Origin of the sequence: Pantoea latae, assembly GCF_002077695.1 — a bacterium.
In the GTDB taxonomy this organism is placed as follows: Bacteria; Pseudomonadota; Gammaproteobacteria; order Enterobacterales; family Enterobacteriaceae; genus Pantoea; species Pantoea latae.
The window spans coordinates 291,929-308,139 of sequence record NZ_MWUE01000008.1; the positions used below are offsets into that span (position 1 = coordinate 291,929).

At 60.7% G+C, this 16,211-nt stretch carries 13 protein-coding genes; 5 read left to right on the forward strand and 8 right to left on the reverse strand.

Annotated features, from left to right (window positions below; genetic code table 11):
- Nucleotides 1–3: 3 nt before the first annotated feature.
- Nucleotides 4–1,230, forward strand: a complete 1,227-nt coding sequence (gene pepT / locus B2J69_RS06875) for a peptidase T (RefSeq protein WP_081137671.1) — start codon at nucleotides 4–6, stop codon at nucleotides 1,228–1,230.
- Here the strand turns inward: pepT and ftrA are convergent.
- The 3 genes from ftrA to B2J69_RS06895 form a co-directional block, all read right to left on the reverse strand.
- On the reverse strand, nucleotides 1,227–2,204 hold the full coding sequence (gene ftrA, locus B2J69_RS06880; protein WP_081137673.1) for a transcriptional regulator FtrA: 978 nt from the start codon (nucleotides 2,202–2,204) through the stop codon (nucleotides 1,227–1,229). The genes pepT and ftrA overlap by 4 nt on opposite strands.
- Nucleotides 2,205–2,634: 430 nt before the next feature.
- The gene (locus B2J69_RS06890) at nucleotides 2,635–3,414 is read right to left on the reverse strand and encodes a transporter substrate-binding domain-containing protein (protein WP_081137675.1); all 780 of its coding nucleotides are present in this window, start codon (nucleotides 3,412–3,414) and stop codon (nucleotides 2,635–2,637) included.
- A 17-nt stretch (nucleotides 3,415–3,431) separates the two neighbouring features.
- The gene (locus B2J69_RS06895; RefSeq protein ID WP_094078484.1) at nucleotides 3,432–4,592 is read right to left on the reverse strand and encodes a methionine aminotransferase; all 1,161 of its coding nucleotides are present in this window, start codon (nucleotides 4,590–4,592) and stop codon (nucleotides 3,432–3,434) included.
- A 130-nt stretch (nucleotides 4,593–4,722) separates the two neighbouring features.
- Here B2J69_RS06895 and B2J69_RS06900 point away from each other — a divergent pair, with 130 nt between their 5' ends.
- Entirely contained in the window at nucleotides 4,723–5,562 is an 840-nt protein-coding gene (locus B2J69_RS06900) for a LysR family transcriptional regulator (RefSeq protein ID WP_081137679.1), read from the forward strand.
- On the opposite strand, the gene B2J69_RS06905 is transcribed toward B2J69_RS06900, so the two are convergent.
- From B2J69_RS06905 to B2J69_RS06920, 4 genes are all read right to left on the reverse strand, one after another.
- The gene (locus B2J69_RS06905; protein ID WP_081137681.1) at nucleotides 5,559–7,214 is read right to left on the reverse strand and encodes a methyl-accepting chemotaxis protein; all 1,656 of its coding nucleotides are present in this window, start codon (nucleotides 7,212–7,214) and stop codon (nucleotides 5,559–5,561) included. The two genes, B2J69_RS06900 and B2J69_RS06905, sit on opposite strands and share 4 nt — an antisense overlap.
- Before the next feature lie 210 nt (nucleotides 7,215–7,424).
- Nucleotides 7,425–8,942 carry a carboxylesterase/lipase family protein gene (locus B2J69_RS06910; RefSeq protein ID WP_081137683.1) on the reverse strand — a complete coding sequence of 506 codons (1,518 nt, stop codon included), beginning with the start codon at nucleotides 8,940–8,942 and terminating at the stop codon, nucleotides 7,425–7,427.
- 98 nt (nucleotides 8,943–9,040) lie between these two features.
- Nucleotides 9,041–10,384 carry a 2-oxoadipate dioxygenase/decarboxylase HglS gene (hglS, locus tag B2J69_RS06915; RefSeq protein ID WP_081137685.1) on the reverse strand — a complete coding sequence of 448 codons (1,344 nt, stop codon included), beginning with the start codon at nucleotides 10,382–10,384 and terminating at the stop codon, nucleotides 9,041–9,043.
- 66 nt (nucleotides 10,385–10,450) lie between these two features.
- The gene (locus B2J69_RS06920) at nucleotides 10,451–11,785 is read right to left on the reverse strand and encodes an MFS transporter (protein WP_081137687.1); all 1,335 of its coding nucleotides are present in this window, start codon (nucleotides 11,783–11,785) and stop codon (nucleotides 10,451–10,453) included.
- Between the two features lie 323 nt (nucleotides 11,786–12,108).
- Here B2J69_RS06920 and B2J69_RS06925 point away from each other — a divergent pair, with 323 nt between their 5' ends.
- Complete coding sequence (locus B2J69_RS06925; protein ID WP_081137689.1) at nucleotides 12,109–13,029, forward strand: LysR substrate-binding domain-containing protein; 921 nt, start codon at nucleotides 12,109–12,111, stop codon at nucleotides 13,027–13,029.
- On the opposite strand, the gene smrA is transcribed toward B2J69_RS06925, so the two are convergent.
- A complete protein-coding gene (gene smrA / locus B2J69_RS06930; protein WP_081137691.1) occupies nucleotides 13,026–13,592 on the reverse strand; it encodes a DNA endonuclease SmrA in 567 nt (188 codons plus the stop codon). The two genes, B2J69_RS06925 and smrA, sit on opposite strands and share 4 nt — an antisense overlap.
- 317 nt (nucleotides 13,593–13,909) lie before the next feature.
- Between smrA and B2J69_RS06935 the strand changes: the two genes are divergently transcribed.
- Nucleotides 13,910–14,662: an FNR family transcription factor gene (locus tag B2J69_RS06935; protein WP_081137693.1), complete on the forward strand. Its 753-nt coding sequence runs from the start codon at nucleotides 13,910–13,912 to the stop codon at nucleotides 14,660–14,662.
- Nucleotides 14,663–14,836: 174 nt separating this feature from the next.
- Nucleotides 14,837–15,796: a universal stress protein UspE gene (gene uspE, locus B2J69_RS06940; RefSeq protein ID WP_081137695.1), complete on the forward strand. Its 960-nt coding sequence runs from the start codon at nucleotides 14,837–14,839 to the stop codon at nucleotides 15,794–15,796.
- Nucleotides 15,797–16,211 lie beyond the last annotated feature (415 nt).

The window sequence follows — 16,211 nt, forward strand, 5'->3', positions numbered from 1 at the left end:
GTGATGACAGCCCTTGCAAATCAGTTAACTCAACGTTTTTTCCGCTATCTGGCGGTCAGCAGCCAGAGCGACGCTAAATCCGCTACCTTGCCGAGCACGCCGAGCCAGCACGCCATGGCGCAGCTGCTGGCGCAGGAGCTGACCGCTCTCGGGCTGGATGAGGTGATCATCGACAGCAGCGCCACGGTGACCGCCGTGAAGCGCGGCAGCCGGCAGGATGCGCCGCGCATCGGTTTTATCACCCATATCGACACCGTAGACGTCGGCCTGTCGCCTGACATCCATCCGCAGATCCTCACCTGGCAGGGCGAAGACCTGCTGCTCAACGCGCGCGAAGATATCTGGCTGCGTCGCGACCAACATCCCGAGATCGCGCCCTATCTCGGCGAGGAGATTATCTTTAGCGACGGCACCAGCGTGCTCGGCGCGGATAACAAAGCGGCGGTGACGGTGGTGATGACGCTGATGGAGAATCTACAAGGGGATCACGGCGATATCGTGGTGGCCTTTGTGCCCGACGAAGAGATTGGCCTGCGCGGCGCGAAGGCGCTGGATCTGGAAACGCGCTTCAACGTCGATTTCGCCTGGACCATCGACTGCTGCGAACTGGGCGAAGTGGTGTATGAAAACTTCAACGGCGCGTCGGCGGAAATCACCTTTACCGGCGTGCCGGCGCACCCGATGTCGGCCAAAGGGGTGCTGGTCAACCCGCTGCTGATGGCGCACGACTTTATCAGCCTGTTCGATCGTCAGGCGACGCCGGAGCATACCGAGGGCCGCGAAGGCTATATCTGGTTTAACGAGCTGCAGGCGGGCGCCAGCCAGGCGACGCTGAAGGCCTCGATCCGCGATTTCGATCTGGCGCAGTTTGCGGCGCGCAAAACCCAGCTGCAGCAGGCCGTGACGACCATCGCCCAGCGCTACCCCACCGGCGGCGTCGCTATCAGCATCAGCGACATCTACAGCAATATCAGCAATGCCGTGGGCGGGGATCGCCGCGCGATCGATCTGATCTTCACCGCGCTGGCAGATCTCGATATTGAACCGAAGGTGATCCCGATGCGCGGCGGCACTGACGGCGCGGCGCTGTCGGCGAAGGGGCTGCTGACGCCAAACTTCTTTACCGGCGCGCATAATTTCCACTCACGCTTTGAGTTTCTGCCCATCTCTTCGTTTGTGAAGTCCTATCAGGTGGCGGAGCGGCTCTGTTTGCTGGCGGCGCAGAGCTAACTCAGCTCAGCGCGGTTGATTCCGCCAAAGGTTTTGCGATAGGTGGAGAGTGAAATCCCCGCGGATTTACGAAAGGCGGCGCGAAAACTCTCCATCGATCCAAACCCACAGCGCGTCATGATTTGCTCGTTCAGCAGCTGGTTATTTTCCAGCAGCTCGCGCGCCAGGTTCATTCGCGCCTGCAGCAGCCAGGCTTTGGGCGTGGTGCCTGACGCGTCGCTGAATCGACGCAGGAAGGTGCGCTCTGACATCAACGCCTGCTGCGCCATCTGCCTGACAGAGACATTGCGGTGTAAATTTTGCAGCGCCCACTCCAGCACCGGCGCAATCTCATCCCGCGGCTTTTGCGCCACCGGCGCAGGGATAAACTGCGTTTGCCCGCCGCCGCGCTGGGGAGCGATGACTAACCGTCGGGCGACGATATTAGCAATCTGCGTGCCGTAATCCCGACTCACTAGATGCAAACAGGCATCAATGCCCGCCGCGCTACCCGCTGAAGTGATGATTTGACCGCTGTCGACATAGAGCACGTTCGGGTCCACCTCGATAGCGGGATAGCGGCTCGCCAGCTCATCGGTGTAGCGCCAGTGGGTGGTGGCGCGCAGCCCGTTGAGTAAGCCCGCCGCCGCGAGAACAAACACGCCGGAACAGATCGACACCAGCCGCGCGCCGCGCTGGTGGGCCGCGCACAGCGCGTCCAGCAACGCCTGCGGCGGCCTTTCGTCGCGATTACGCCAGCCGGGGATAATAATGGTTTGCGCCTCGCTGAGGGAGTCCAGCCCAAAGGAGGAGACAATCTGGATCCCTTCCGCTACCTGCATCGGCGACGCGTCGACAGAAACGATCCGGTGCTGATACCAGGGAAAATCAAACTCAGGGCGAGGCAGACCAAAAATCTCGACGGCAATACCAAACTCAAAGGTGCACAGCCCTTCATAGGCCAGAACGGCCACTAACCCTGCTTGATTCAACATTGGCGGAAAACTACCGGTTATTATCGGAGCTGCCACTGTACCAGCTCTCTGACGCTTCACACAATCAGCCGGCATTCAGCCAAAAGAGGGCGTCGTCATGCCGCGTTTAATCAGGTTTACCTGCGAATGCTGACGGGCCGCGGCCCTTTCCAGCCGCGCACACGGAAGCTGGCCAGCAGGCTGGGGCCGCTCAGGGGCGGGCATTTCGCAGCGCTGAACAGAATGAGGCTGCCAGGAGAGCCCGCAGGGAAGCGGGCGAAAGGTGGGGCTGGAACAGGGAGGTTCTTCCATCCCCACCGGTCCGTCAGGCAGGCGAATGGCGTGAAGGTACCGCGTCAGCGGCGCGAGGACCGCCCGCCCCTGAGCGGCCCCAGACTGCGTGATCACCCCGAGCTTAACTGACAAGCATCAGGCTTTCGCCGCCTTTCTTTTATTTCGTCGCGCTTACGTCAATGCCGGGGAAATATTTCGCCGCCAGCTTTTTCACCGTGCCGTCATCCTGAATCTTGGTGATCGCCGCATCCAGCTCCTGCTTCAGCTTCGCGTCGCCCTTGCGCAGACCGAAACCGATGCCGGAGCCGAGGATAGCGTCATCCTCAACCGCTTTGCCGGCGAAGACGAAGCCTTTGCCCTGCGGTTTATCGAGGAAGCCCGACTGACCGGCGGCGGACATCACCAGCGTGCCGTCGAGACGGCCAGCAACCATATCGTTATAGACCTGGTTCTGATCCTGATAGGAGGTGACGGTCACGCCCTGGGTTTCCCAGTGCTTCTTGGCGTAGGTCTCCTGAATCGAGCCCTGCAGCACGCCGATGTTCTTGCCTTTCAGCGCCTCGGCGGTCGGCTGCAGCTTCTCGCCCTCTTTGACAATCAGCATGCTGGGAATGCGGTAGATCGGCTTCGTGAAGTCGATGCTTTTCGCCCGCGCCTCGGTGATGTTCATCGCCGAGTTAATGGCGTCGAACTTCTTCGCCTGCAGCGCCGGGATCAGCGCGTCGAAGCTGCTCTCCACCCACTGACAGCTAAAATTGCCGGTGGCGCAGATCGCCTTGCCCAGCTCGATATCGAATCCTTCCAGCTCGCCCTGCGCGTTGCGGCTCTCAAACGGCGCATACTGCGACTCCAGACCGTAGCGCAGCGTCTCCGCCGCCAGTGCCTGTACCGAACTCATCATGCCCAGAGCAAGAAAGAGCGCATTCAGTTTTTTCATGTTGTTTTCCCCTGAGATTAACCCTTAACCCGACAGAGCGCTTCTGCGCCGCGCTGCAGGGTGGCGTCGTCTTTTGCAAAAGAGAGACGAATCACGTTGTTATCGGTGCCGTCCATATAAAACGCCGAAAGCGGAATGGTGGCCACGCCGTGTTCAACGATAAGACGTTTTACCATCTCGCTGTCAGGTTCGTCACTGAAATGTCTGTAGCGGGCTAAAACAAAAAACGAACCGGCGCACGGCAGAAGTTCAAACGGCGAATCCTGCAGCAGCGTTACCAGACGATCGCGCTTCTGCTGATAGAACGCCGACAGCGAGAGATAGTTTTCCGCCTGCTGCAGATAGTGCGCAAACCCGACCTGCATCGGCGTATCGGCGGCATACATCATAAACTGATGCACCTTCACCAGCTCCGCCATCAGCTCGGCGGGCGCCAGGCAGTAGCCGACGCGCCAGCCGGTGACGTGAAAGGTTTTGCCGAACGACGAGACGATGATGCTGCGCTGCGCCAGCTCAGGATGCGTCGCCATGCCGCAGTGGGCGCGACCGTCGAACACAATATGCTCATAGACTTCGTCGGAGAGCACCACAATGTCGGTGTTGCGCGTCAGCGACGCCAGCTGCGTCAGGTCATCGGGCGTCAGTACCTGCGCGCTCGGGTTGTGCGGCGTGTTGATGATGATCATGCGGGTGCGCGGCGTCAGCGCAGCGCGCAGCGCCGTCCAGTCAATGGCATAGTCCGGGAACGCCAGCTTCAGGCCGATCGGCGTGCCGCCCTGCAGACGCACCACCGGCGCATAGCTGTCGAAGGCGGGTTCGAAGAAGATCACCTCATCGCCGCGGTTCACCAGCGCGGTAATCGCCATATAGATGCCCTGGCTGGCGCTGCCGCTGATCAGCACCTCGCTAGCGGGATCGTAATGCTGCCCGTAGAGCGCCGCGACCTTGGCCGCCAGCGCCTCTCTGAGCGCGGGTAAGCCGGTCATCGGCGCGTACTGATTATGCCCCTCGCGCATGGCGCGGCTCACCGACTCCACCAGCGCCGGATCGCATGGGAAGTTTGGCGCGCCCTGCGACAGGTTAATGGCGTTATGGCGCGCGGAGAGCTGTCCGATTACGCTAAATATCGTGGTGCCGACGTCAGGCAATTTTGACGCGACGTTAACGCTGCTTTTCATGGCGACTGGCTCCTGCACGCGTGCATAAAAATGTAAATTTTGCTGGATTCTATTCAACGACCCTCTGCTTGAGCCGACAAGCGAAATGTTGTCATAATAGCCATGACGAAAATGCATAGCTGGAGTCACGATGTCGCGTACTTTGCCGCTCAACGCCATACACGCCTTTCTGGTGACCGCGCGTCATCTCAACCTGACGCGCGCGGCGGGCGAACTCTGTATTACCCAGGGCGCGGTTAGCCGCAAAATCGCCGCCTTTGAACACTATCTGGGGTTTGCGCTGTTTGAACGGCATGCGCGCGGGCTGCGTCTGACGCCACAGGGCGCCGCGCTGCTGCCGGAGCTGCGGCTCGGGTTTGAGCAGATGATCAGCGCGACGGATAAGGCGTGGCGCCACAACGGCGCGATACGGCTGAAGGCGCCGACCTGCGCGATGCGCTGGCTGGTGCCGCGGCTGGTGGCGCTGGAACAGTGCCAGCCGGAACTGCATGTCGCACTCACCACCACGCTGGAGCATAACACGCAGCTCGAGGGGTTTGATGCCGCCATCGTCTACGGCACGCCGCCCGCCGGCGCGGTGCACCTGTTCGACGAGGCGATTACGCCGGTGATGGCCGCCGGGATGACGCCGCCCGCCGCGCCAGCGGCGCTGGCCGGCATGACTTTTCTGCATCCCACCGCCGACAACCGCGACTGGCTGCTGTGGCTCGGGGCACAAAACAGCACGCTGACGATGGCGCGCAATCAGCATTTCAGCACCATGGATTTGGCAATCAGCGCGGCGATACAGGGGTTTGGCGTGACGGTGGCGGATATTAATCTGGTAGAGAGCGATCTGGCGAACGGCCGCCTGATTGCGCCGTTCGCCAGCCGGGTGAAAACCGGGGCGAGCTACAGTCTGCTGCAGCGTTCGCCGCAGGATGCGCCGCCCTTCCTGCTGGAACTGGCGGCGTGGCTGTCGCGTGACTAAAAGGTGACCCAGTCGCCGCTGCTGTCGGCCGTGCGGCGAGGCGTGCCGCCTGCGGCTGGCGTGGCGGCGGCGCGCGGCGCGCTGTGCGGCGTCTCCTGCGACGACAAACGGAAGCGGGCCACCGACGCCTCCAGCGATTCGGTCTGACGCGCCAGCGCAGCGGCGGCGGCGGAGACCTCTTCCACCAGCGAGGCGTTTTGCTGGGTGACGCTGTCCATTTCTGTTACGGCGACACCCACCTGCGAGATGCCTTTGCTCTGCTCCTCTGACGCCGAGGCGATCTGCTTCATAATGGCGTCGACGTCCTGCACCGACTTCAAAATGTGGTGCATGGTGGTGCCGGTGTTGCTGACCAGCGCCGCGCCTTTATCTACGCGCTGCACCGAATCTTCAATCAGCGCGGCAATCTCTTTCGCGGCGGCCGCGCTGCGCTGCGCCAGGTTGCGCACCTCGCTGGCGACCACGGCGAATCCACGCCCCTGTTCACCGGCGCGCGCCGCCTCGACGGCCGCGTTCAGCGCCAGAATATTGGTCTGGAAGGCGATGCCGTTGATGACGCTGGTGATCTCGGCGATCTTTTTCGAACTGCCGGAGATGCCCTGCATGGTGGTGACGACGTCGCTCACCAGCTGACCGCCCTGCTGCGCGGTTGAGGACGCGGTCTCCGCCAGCTGACTCGCCTGACGCGCGTTGTCGGCGTTCAGCTTCACCGTGGCGGTGAGCTGCTCCATACTGGCGGCGGTCTGCTCCAGCGCCGCCGCCTGCTCTTCGGTGCGCGACGAGAGATCGTTATTGCCTGCTGAAATTTCCGCCGCTCCGCGCGAAATATTCTCGGTGCCGCCGCGAATGGCGCTGACCGCCTCGCGCAGGCTCTCCTGCATGGCGCTCAGCAGCGGCACCAGCTTGCCGACGCAGTTGCGCCCGAAAGGTTCGACCGGCTGGCTGAGATCGCCGGTGGCGATCACGGCGAAATGCGCGCGGATGCGATCCAGCGGCTTCACCAGCATCGTCACCAGATAGCGATCGGTGAACAGCAGGATCAGCAGACCGATCACCACCGCCGCTACCAGCGTGATTTTGGTCAGCGCGGTCAGACGATCGACGTTAACCCGGGTTTGATCCAGCTTGACGGCCGCCGCCTGATTGAAGGTTTCGGCGCTGGCGCCAAAGGCGCGGCTCAGCGCTGGCGTCACGCCGTTGGCATGCTGGCGATAGGCCTCCAGCGTCTCCTGACGCGCTTTCTGCACCTGCGGCGCGACGCCCTCATCCAGCAGCTTTTGCCAGCTGGCGATGGTCTGGTCGACGATCTGCGGGTCCATCGGGCCTGGCGCCATCTGCTTAAACTGCGCCAGCTGCTGCGTCATATTATCCAGCGCCTGCTGCACCGGCTTCCACTCCTGCTCCGCAGGCTGGGCGCCGCTGGCTTTGCTCTCCATAACGCGCGACAGCCGCGTAATGACGCGAAAATATTGATCGTTGCCTTTGCTCAGAATGGTCATCTGCGCGACCAGGTGACGATCGACATCATTGCCCGCGCTGAGGGCGCCGAGCGAATGCACGCTGAACCAGCCCACTGCGCACCACAGCAGGCAAAACAGGCCGAGGATCCACAGCATAACGGCGCGAATCGTAAAATTTTTTAACATACCCATAGCCAAATCCTTGACGGTGAAAACCGAGAGGGGCCCGAAAAAGTCGGGCATACAGGCGTTATCGGCAGGATTTCAGGAAGGTGCAGCGCTTTAGTTAGCAAAAAAATTGCTGAATCCGCACGGGCTGTTTTAGGCCAGGGTGTTCATTTAACGGGATTTCACGCGCTGGCGCGCGTGTGAAATCCCTTCAGCCGCCTTGATAATTAGCTGTCAAAGCTTAACCATGCTTTTCATCATCAGACGAAACAGCCGCAGGCGCGCGCGCATAAAGTTGCGCTTCAGCAGCAATGCCGCTTTGCCGCCGTCGCCGAACGCCAGCGTCATATCCTCTCCAGGATGCCAGGCGGGCCAGCTTACCGCGCCCTCCAGCCGATGGCTGAACTCTCCTGCGTCGCGCGCAAAGGTAAACCAGTAGTCCGCCATGCGCTGCGAAAAGATGTGATCGCCTGCGCTGTAGGGACGATCGCCGTCGCCGGGCTGCATCGTTGCCAGGGTGTTGAAGGCGTAGGGCACCTCGTTGCCGTGCCAGGCGCCGTGCGGATAGAGATCGCGCGACTGCTCGGAAACATAGTCAAACCAGTAGCGCCAGCCGGGCATGCCGACATTGTGCTGGGCGCGCATCAGGATCCACGGCATGACGCTGAACGCCATATCGCGCGCCGCCGCCCGACCCAGCAGACGATCGTCATGAATGTCGTAGAGCCACTTCAGCAGCCGATAGCTGAGAGGCTTGCCTACGCGCAGCTGGCGCATCATCTCGGCCGTATCGACATCAAAGTATGTGAGCACGCTGGCCTCGTCGCTATTGCTGCCCGCCATCAGCGGAATGCGATGCTGGCGCGCCGCCATAAAGGTGGTCAGCATCGGCTGCGGCAACACGGCGTCGCCGGCAATCGGCACCGGCCCTGGCGACAGAGAGCGATCCAGCCGCCAGAACGCCTCGGCAGGCAGCTCGCGCAGCTGCTGTGCGGTGGCGTTGCGCAGTCCAAAGTGGGCGGCGACCTGCTCGCCCTGCTGCAGCGCCGCTTTGCGCGGCTTGTCCGGCAGGCTGTAGGCGCTTTGCACAATGCCTTTGTGAAACAAACCCTCCGCCAGCGGCGAGCAGCAGAGCGACAGCACGCTGCGCGCGCCGGAGGATTCGCCGAATAGCGTGACGTTGTCACGATCGCCGCCAAAGGCGGGAATATTGCGCTGCACCCACTGCAGTGCGGCAATCTGATCGAGCAAGGCGAAGTTATTCACCACGCCGCCGGCGCGATACTCCGCGTCCAGCGCGGGATGCGCAAAGAATCCGAGGTGGCCGAGCCGATAGTTTATCGTCACCACCACCGCGCCGCGCGCCGCCAGCGGCTTGCCGCTATAGGGCGGCAGACCGCCGGAGCCCATGGCGAAGCCGCCGCCGTGCAGCCACACCATTACCGGCAGCGGCCGTGACGGCTCGACGTCGGGTGTCCAGACGTTGAGATAAAGGCAATCTTCGCTGAGCACGCCGGGATCGCCGCCGCCAGCCACGACGCAGAGTTCGCGGTTCTGCCAGCTGGCGGCGCCAAACGCCGTAGCGTCGCGCACGTCCCGCCACGGCGCTACCGGCTGCGGCGCGCGCCAGCGTAGCGCGCCCACCGGCGCGGCGGCATAGGGGATCCCCTTAAACACAAAGAGATCCTCATCCATACTTCCTCTTAGCTCACCTTCCGCAGTCCTGAGGCGCAGAGGTCGTCTGTTTTTCATTACCTGTTCCCTGATAAAGCGTTAAGGCATTATCTACAGGCGGTTAAGATATTGTCCATGTGTCTGGTGCATTTGCAGAATATGCTGAATCGTCGCCGCTATGCCTCGCTGACACCGCAGCGCGCCAGCGACTGCCGCTGACGCGCCTCATACAGCGCCATTTCATCCTGCACCGGTGCGCCCAGCGCCGCTTCAAAATCGGCCCGACTGGCGTTGCCTGCCGAGCGCGCCTGCGCCTTGTCGCCCAGGTTCGACTGGAAAATGCCCGCGGCGCTGACCGGCAAAAAATCTTCATAAATAATCGGATCGGCGATTAGTCGTCCCTGTTCAACCAGCGCACCAGCCGATTCGCCCGACTGCGGCGGCTGCGCCGCGCCCTGTTCGCTCAGGCGATAGCTGAACCAGGCGAGCTGCTGCTCGCGCAGGCTGCGCTCGTCGTCGGGAAAGGCGCGGAACACCTCGCTCAGCCGCCGCTGATGCTGCTGGTTGTCGGTGCCGGTGCCGGCTTCCGCCAGCAAACGATCGTAGAGCGCGCGCCCTTTCGGCGTCAGCGCCGCGCCGCGCTGCTCAATTTCGCCGAAGCGCGCGGTGTGGGTGCCGGTTTCGCCCTGCTGAAAAATCACCGGCTCCTCCAGCGCCTTGAAGCTGGTCTGGCGCAGCAGGATCGGCACCTCGCGCCGCGGCGGCCCCTCAATAACCGCTTTGGGATCGATGCCGTAGTCAGGCATCAGCGCCTGCACGCGGTCGATATCGAGCGTGCGCGGCGTCAGGTGATTGATATGGCAGCCGGGAAAACAGACCACGTCGGCGATCAGGCGATGCTGCTGGCTGAGCGCCTGATAGTCGGCGCTGTCGACGGTGCTCAGGGCGTGCCAGCGAAAGGTCTCCAGCGCCTCGTGAACAAAGGCGTCGGCATCGGCCTCGCTGAGTCCGCCCTGCTGCTGATGCTGCGCCATTAGCGCCCGGCAGCGCGGGGTAAAGATGTCGCGCTGCGCCAGAATCGCCGCCGCTTTTTCACGCAGAGGAATATCGTCGATCAGCTCCAGCCGCAGCAGCGAGGTGAAAATGCGAAAGGGATTACGGCGCAGCGCCTCGTCGCTTACCGGGCGAAAGGCGGTGGAGTGCACCGGCACGCCCGCCTGCGAGAGGTCGTAATAACCCACCGGCGCCATGCCCATCACCGCGAACATCTGCCGCAGCGTCGCCAGCTCCTGCGCGGTGCCAACGCGTATCGCGCCGTGCCGCTCCAGGTTGAGGCGGCTGAGTTCGTCTGCCGCTTCCAGTCGGGCGTGCAGCGCCGGGTTGTCCGCCAGGCAGCGCGCATTGACCTGCTGCACCAGCTCCATCAGCGTACCGTACTGTGGCACCTCCTGCTGATACATAGCGGACATTGCCTGAGAGAAGCGCGTACGAATAGCGTCCGCGCTGAGGAAGTGATCCATGGTGCCTCCTGACATCGTTCGGGTTGCTGCTACTGTAGAGCAACCCGATGTCGGCAGGCGAAAAAGTTATGGATTTGTGATCGGCTTAAAGCCGAAGCGGTTTTTCAGCGCCAGCATCAGGGTGGTGAGCAGCGCCGGTATCGCCAGCAGCACGAAGATCAGGCTAAACGACCAGCCGAGCGACAGCATCTCCGCGCCGACAAAGGCGCTGAGTATCGCGCCAACCCGGCCGACGCCGTGCATCCAGCTGGAGCCGGTCGCGCGCGCGTGGGTAGGATAGTAGCTGGCCGACAGCGCGTTCATCCCGGTATTAGCGCCGTTGAAGCAGAAGCCGCTGCAGAAGGCGATGCCACTCATTATTCCTGCTTCCGCTGGCGAGAAGCCGAGCGCGACGATCGCCAGCCCGCCGCAGAAGTAGATCCCCGCCAGCGCCAGATTGGCGTTAAAGCGATCCATCAGCCAGCCGGCGAACAGCGATCCCAGCGTGCCGCCCGCCTGGTACATGGCGGTAATAATGGCCGCTTCGGTCACCGACATGCCCAGCGTGTTGATCAGCGATGGCAGCCAGCTGCCAATCAGATAGACCAGAAACAGCCCCATAAAATAGCCGCCCCACAGCATCAGGCTGCCAAACAGGTAGCGACGCGACACCACGGTACCGATTGCGCCCTGGGTCGGCGGCAGCGATTCCTGAGCGTGAAAGGCGCTGTCGGGCTGGGTGGCACCGGGCAGCATGCGCTCAAGAATGGCGTGGATGCGCGACGCGGGCGCGCGGCGGCTGATGAGAAAACGCACCGACTCCGGCAGTCCGCGCACCAGCAGCGGTAAAATCACCAGCGGCAGGATGCCGCCCAGCAGCATCACCGCGTGCCAGCCGTAGCGCGGCAGCAGCCAGGAGGCGGCGAAACCGCCGCTGGCGGCGCCGAAGGTGAAGCCGCAGAACACCACGGTGATAATAAAGGCGCGGCGGCGCTCCGGCGCATACTCGGCCACCAGCGTGCCAACATTGGGCATTGCCGCGCCCAGCCCTAGCCCGGTCAGAAAGCGAAACAGCATCATCTGTTCGATGTTGTGCGCCAGCGCGGTGGCAAGGGTCCAGAGGCCGAAAAAGAAGACGCTGAGGATAATCATCATGCGGCGCCCGTAGCGATCCGCCAGCGGCCCCGCCAGCATAGCACCCAGCGCCAGCCCGACCAGCGCGGCGCTGATCACCAGACCCAGCTGATGATTGGTGACGCCCCAGCTCGCCTTGAGGGTCGGCGCGATAAAGCCCATCAGCGCGATATCCATGCCGTCAAGGGCGACCACGATAAAGCAGAGTGCAATCAGCCGCTTTTGCCAACGGCTCAGCTCTGACTGGTTGATTAACTGGCGAACGTCTACCGCCTCGACGCTGGTCACTGCGAACTCCTCACTGCGCTCACCGCATGAGACATCAGTTTTGGTAAAAAAAACGGCAGCTATGATAGCCGATCGTTAACAATAAGAGGGGGAATTTTTATATGATATTGAGAATTATTCAACATCTATTGAGTAACCTTTTGATTTGACGTGGCGGGTTCATCCGCTTGCTGACAGCAACCAAGTCAGGCAAAACGCTTTTTGCTGGATAATCAATAACACCCCTTGCCCGCACCTGTTTGTTAATTATATTTTGCAGCAAAGTTAACAAAACCCAGCTTTACTAGTTGATGACCCTGCCCAAAACTCATTAAGTTTGTGATATGGACAAAAATATCCTTTTCAATCAGCGCATTCGCTTGCGCCATCTTCATACCTTTGTGGCGGTTGCGCAACAGGGTACGCTGGGCCGCGCCGCGGAAACCCTTAGCCTGAGCCAGCCTGCGCTGTCAAAGACCCTTAACGAGCTAGAGGAACTCACCGGCGTGCGGCTGTTCGAGCGCGGTCGGCTGGGCGCGCAGCTGACCACCATGGGCGAGCAGTTTCTCATTCACGCGGTGAAGGTGCTGGATGCGCTGAATCACGCCGGTCAGAGCTTCAACTTACCGGCGTCGACGCGGCCGGCGATTATCCGTCTCGGCGCGCTGACCACGGCGGCAATGGGGATGCTGCCGCACATCCTCGATCGCTTTCATCAGCAGCAGCCGCACACCACCGTTCAGGTCGCCACGCTGCATAACAACGTGCTGCTGGCGGGACTGCGCGCGGGCGAGTTTGAAATCGGCATCGGCCGCATGGCGGACAGCGAAATGATGACGGGCTTAACCTACGAGCTGCTGTTTCTCGAGTCGCTAAAGCTGGTAGTGCGGCCGGAGCATCCACTGCTAAGTGACAACGTCACCCTTTCGCGGGCGATGCAGTGGCCGGTGGTGATTTCCCCTGAAGGCACCGCGCCGCGCCGCATCGCCCAGCAGATGCTGGATGAACAGGGTTGCGCCCTGCCCAGCACCTGCGTCGAAACCTCATCAACCTCGCTGGCGCGTCAGCTGGCGCTGCGCTATGACTATGTCTGGTTTGTGCCTTCCGGCGCGATTAAAGAGGATTTGAGCCATAACGCCCTGTGCGCGCTGCCCATTAGCTCTTCAGGCCCTGGCGAGCCGGTGGGCATTATTACCCGCACCGGCTATCCGCTCAGCCTGAGCGCTGAAATTCTGATGGCGACCATACGTAAATCGCCCGCTTAACGGCTGCGCTTTGCATGCCGCTCACGGTTGTCCAGCCGCGCCTTGTCCGTTTTACGCAGGCCGACATAGAGCGCGCCGGCTCCGCCGTGCTGCGGCTGCGAGGCACAAAAGGTCTGCACATCATCGAACTGACGCAGCCAGCGTGCCAGATAGCTTCGCACGATATTGGCATGGGATTCATCATCACGCCCTTTGCCGTGAATGATAAGCAGGTTGCGCAGCCCGTCCTTGCGCGCCTGCTGCATAAAGCTGAACAACGCCTGACGGCAGGTCTCTACCGGCTGACGCAGCAGATTAAGGCTGGCGTCGAGCTTATATTCCCCTTTGCGCAGCTTATCCAGTACCCCCTGCTGAATGCCGTCAGCTTTATACTCCAGCGGCGTAGTCAGGGGAATAATGTCGAGATAGCCACGCGTCAGAAAGTTCTCTTCGACGGCGTCTGCGTCGGCGCGACGCGGCGCTTTGGTTGAGGGCGATTTCAGCCATAAGGTGCTGGCCGAATCTTTTAATGGTGTGACGTCACCCATGGCATCCCGAAACAGGTCATCATCGTCTAGGTTCATGGACTTTTCTCACGCCAGATAAATAAGGAACAGAGATCATTTTCGTCTCTGTAGAAGCAATAGTAGCAAAGAGAAAAAACCGTGCGCCACTGTTGAATCGTCGCGATAAGCTGGTGAAAAAAACCGCATCCACATCAAAAAAATGGAAAGTTTTCGTGCCAGTTTGCAAAACTGTGACGCGCAGGGCTTGCTACAGCGCGGTTCCGCGCCACGCCTGACATCCCTACACTTTATAGGCCTAAAACTGCTCGGACGAGTTCCCTTCAGCGCGAAAAATGTTAAAATTGACCCCAGTCAATAATCGTCGAGCGTACATTATGATCACTGAAAAACGCACCATTCGCCGTATTCAGTCAGGTGGCTGTGCCATCCACTGTCAGGACTGCAGCATTAGTCAGCTGTGTATTCCGTTCACCCTGAACGAGCATGAGCTGGATCAGCTCGACAACATTATCGAGCGCAAAAAACCGATTCAAAAAGGCCAGACGCTGTTTAAAGCGGGCGACGATCTCAAGTCGCTTTATGCTATCCGCTCCGGCACCATTAAAAGCTACACCATCACCGAACAGGGCGATGAGCAGATCACCGGCTTCCACCTGGCGGGCGATCTGGTAGGCTTCGACGCCATTATGAGCGGCAACCATCCCAGCTTCGCTCAGGCGCTGGAAACGGCGATGGTGTGCGAAATTCCCTTCGAAACGCTGGACGATCTGTCGGGCAAAATGCCGGCGCTGCGTCAGCAGATGATGCGTCTGATGAGCGGCGAAATCAAAGGCGATCAGGATATGATCCTGCTGCTGTCGAAGAAAAACGCCGAAGAGCGGCTGGCCGCTTTTATCTGGAATCTTTCCCGTCGTTTTGGCCAGCGCGGCTTCTCCCAGCGTGAATTCCGTCTCACCATGACGCGCGGCGATATCGGCAACTATCTGGGGCTGACCGTCGAAACCATCAGCCGTCTGCTGGGCCGCTTTCAGAAATCGGGCATGCTGGCGGTGAAAGGCAAATATATCACTATTGAAAATCACGACCTGCTTGCCGAACTGGCGGGCCAGAGCGTTCAGGCTGCTTAATTAATTGGCTGCCTAATGATTAGCGTTGCAGGCATCAGCGTCATGCGCCTGCAACGCTAATTGCGGCTCACTATTTGTTAGTTTATTGATCCCACTGCAACTTTTCCGCTTCTTCCCGCCGTTAAGTTAGGCTATCTTTAAACCAGTTCGCCTAGGTTTAAGGAGTTTTCCGCTATGTCCCGCTACCAAAATATTCTGGTCGCCATTGATGCGCAGCAAGACGATCAACCTGCGCTGCGGCGCGCGGTTTATCTTAATCAGCGTATCGGCGGCAAGATTAAAGCCTTTCTGCCGATCTACGACTTCTCCTATGAGATGACCACGCTGCTGTCGCCTGATGAACGTTCGTCGATGCGCCAGGGGGTGATCAGCCAGCGCACCGAGTGGATCCGCGAGCAGGCGCGCGCCTACCTCGAAGCGGGCGTTGAGATTGAAATCAAAGTGGTGTGGCACAATCGCCCCTATGAGGCGATTATTCAGGAGGTGATGACGCAAGGACACGATCTGGTGCTGAAGATGGCGCATCAGCACGATCGCCTTGAGGCGGTGATTTTCACGCCCACCGACTGGCATCTGCTGCGCAAGTGCCCCTGCGCGGTGTGGATGGTGAAAGATCAGCCTTGGCCGGAAGGCGGTAAAGCCATCGTGGCGGTTAACCTCGCCAGCGAGGAGCCGCATCATGACGAGCTGAACCAAAAGCTGATCCGTGAAACCACCCTGCTGGCGGAAATGGTGAATCATACCGAAGTGCATCTGGTCGGCGCCTATCCGATCACGCCCATCAATATCGCTATTGAGCTGCCCGACTTCGATCCCAGCGTCTACAACGACGCCATCCGCGGCCAGCATCTGGTGGCGATGAAGGCGCTGCGGCAGAAATTCTCTATCCGTGAAGAGTTCACCCACGTCGCTAAAGGGTTGCCTGAAGAGGTGATCCCCGATATCGCCGGCCAGCTGAGCGCCGGTATCGTGGTGTTAGGCACCATTGGCCGCACCGGCCTGTCGGCGGCGTTTCTCGGCAATACGGCGGAACAGGTGATCGATCATCTGCGCTGCGATCTGCTGGCGATTAAGCCTGATGACTTTAAGTCGCCCGTTACGCTGGACGACGACGAAGAGGATGATGACGAATAAGAGTAAGGACGGCCAGTTGGCCGCCCCGATATCGATGACATGTGCTGACGAGGGTGACAAGGCCCGAGCGCAAAGACGCAAAAAGCGTCATCCCTGACAGCTCGGCCCGCGCAGTCCCTTGCGCGGGCCGCTTTGCTCTTCGAGCCATGTCACCCTCGTATTGAGTTCATGAGCAATAAGGGCGGCCAACTGGCTGTCATTCTTGCCAGTTAGGCATGTGGTGATAACGCAGTCTGGGGCCGCTCAGGGGCGGACGGTCCTCGCGCCGCTGACGCGGTACCTTCACATCATTCGTCTGCCTGACGGACCGGTGGGGATGGAACATCCCTGTTCCAGCCCCACCTTTCGCCCGCTTCCCTGCGGGCTCTCCTGGCAGACTCATTCTGTTCAGCGCTGCGAAATGCCCGCCCCTGAG

Excerpts from the sequence above, each read along its gene's own strand:
- pepT (WP_081137671.1), top strand. The coding sequence starts at position 4 with ATGACAGCCCTTGCAAATCAGTTAACTCAACGTTTTTTCCGCTATCTG.
- ftrA (WP_081137673.1), bottom strand. The coding sequence starts at position 2,204 with ATGTTGAATCAAGCAGGGTTAGTGGCCGTTCTGGCCTATGAAGGGCTG.
- B2J69_RS06890 (WP_081137675.1), bottom strand. The coding sequence starts at position 3,414 with ATGAAAAAACTGAATGCGCTCTTTCTTGCTCTGGGCATGATGAGTTCG.
- B2J69_RS06895 (WP_094078484.1), bottom strand. The coding sequence starts at position 4,592 with ATGAAAAGCAGCGTTAACGTCGCGTCAAAATTGCCTGACGTCGGCACC.
- B2J69_RS06900 (WP_081137679.1), top strand. The coding sequence starts at position 4,723 with ATGTCGCGTACTTTGCCGCTCAACGCCATACACGCCTTTCTGGTGACC.
- B2J69_RS06905 (WP_081137681.1), bottom strand. The coding sequence starts at position 7,214 with ATGGGTATGTTAAAAAATTTTACGATTCGCGCCGTTATGCTGTGGATC.
- B2J69_RS06910 (WP_081137683.1), bottom strand. The coding sequence starts at position 8,942 with ATGAAAAACAGACGACCTCTGCGCCTCAGGACTGCGGAAGGTGAGCTA.
- hglS (WP_081137685.1), bottom strand. The coding sequence starts at position 10,384 with ATGGATCACTTCCTCAGCGCGGACGCTATTCGTACGCGCTTCTCTCAG.
- B2J69_RS06925 (WP_081137689.1), top strand. The coding sequence starts at position 12,109 with ATGGACAAAAATATCCTTTTCAATCAGCGCATTCGCTTGCGCCATCTT.
- smrA (WP_081137691.1), bottom strand. The coding sequence starts at position 13,592 with ATGAACCTAGACGATGATGACCTGTTTCGGGATGCCATGGGTGACGTC.
- B2J69_RS06935 (WP_081137693.1), top strand. The coding sequence starts at position 13,910 with ATGATCACTGAAAAACGCACCATTCGCCGTATTCAGTCAGGTGGCTGT.
- uspE (WP_081137695.1), top strand. The coding sequence starts at position 14,837 with ATGTCCCGCTACCAAAATATTCTGGTCGCCATTGATGCGCAGCAAGAC.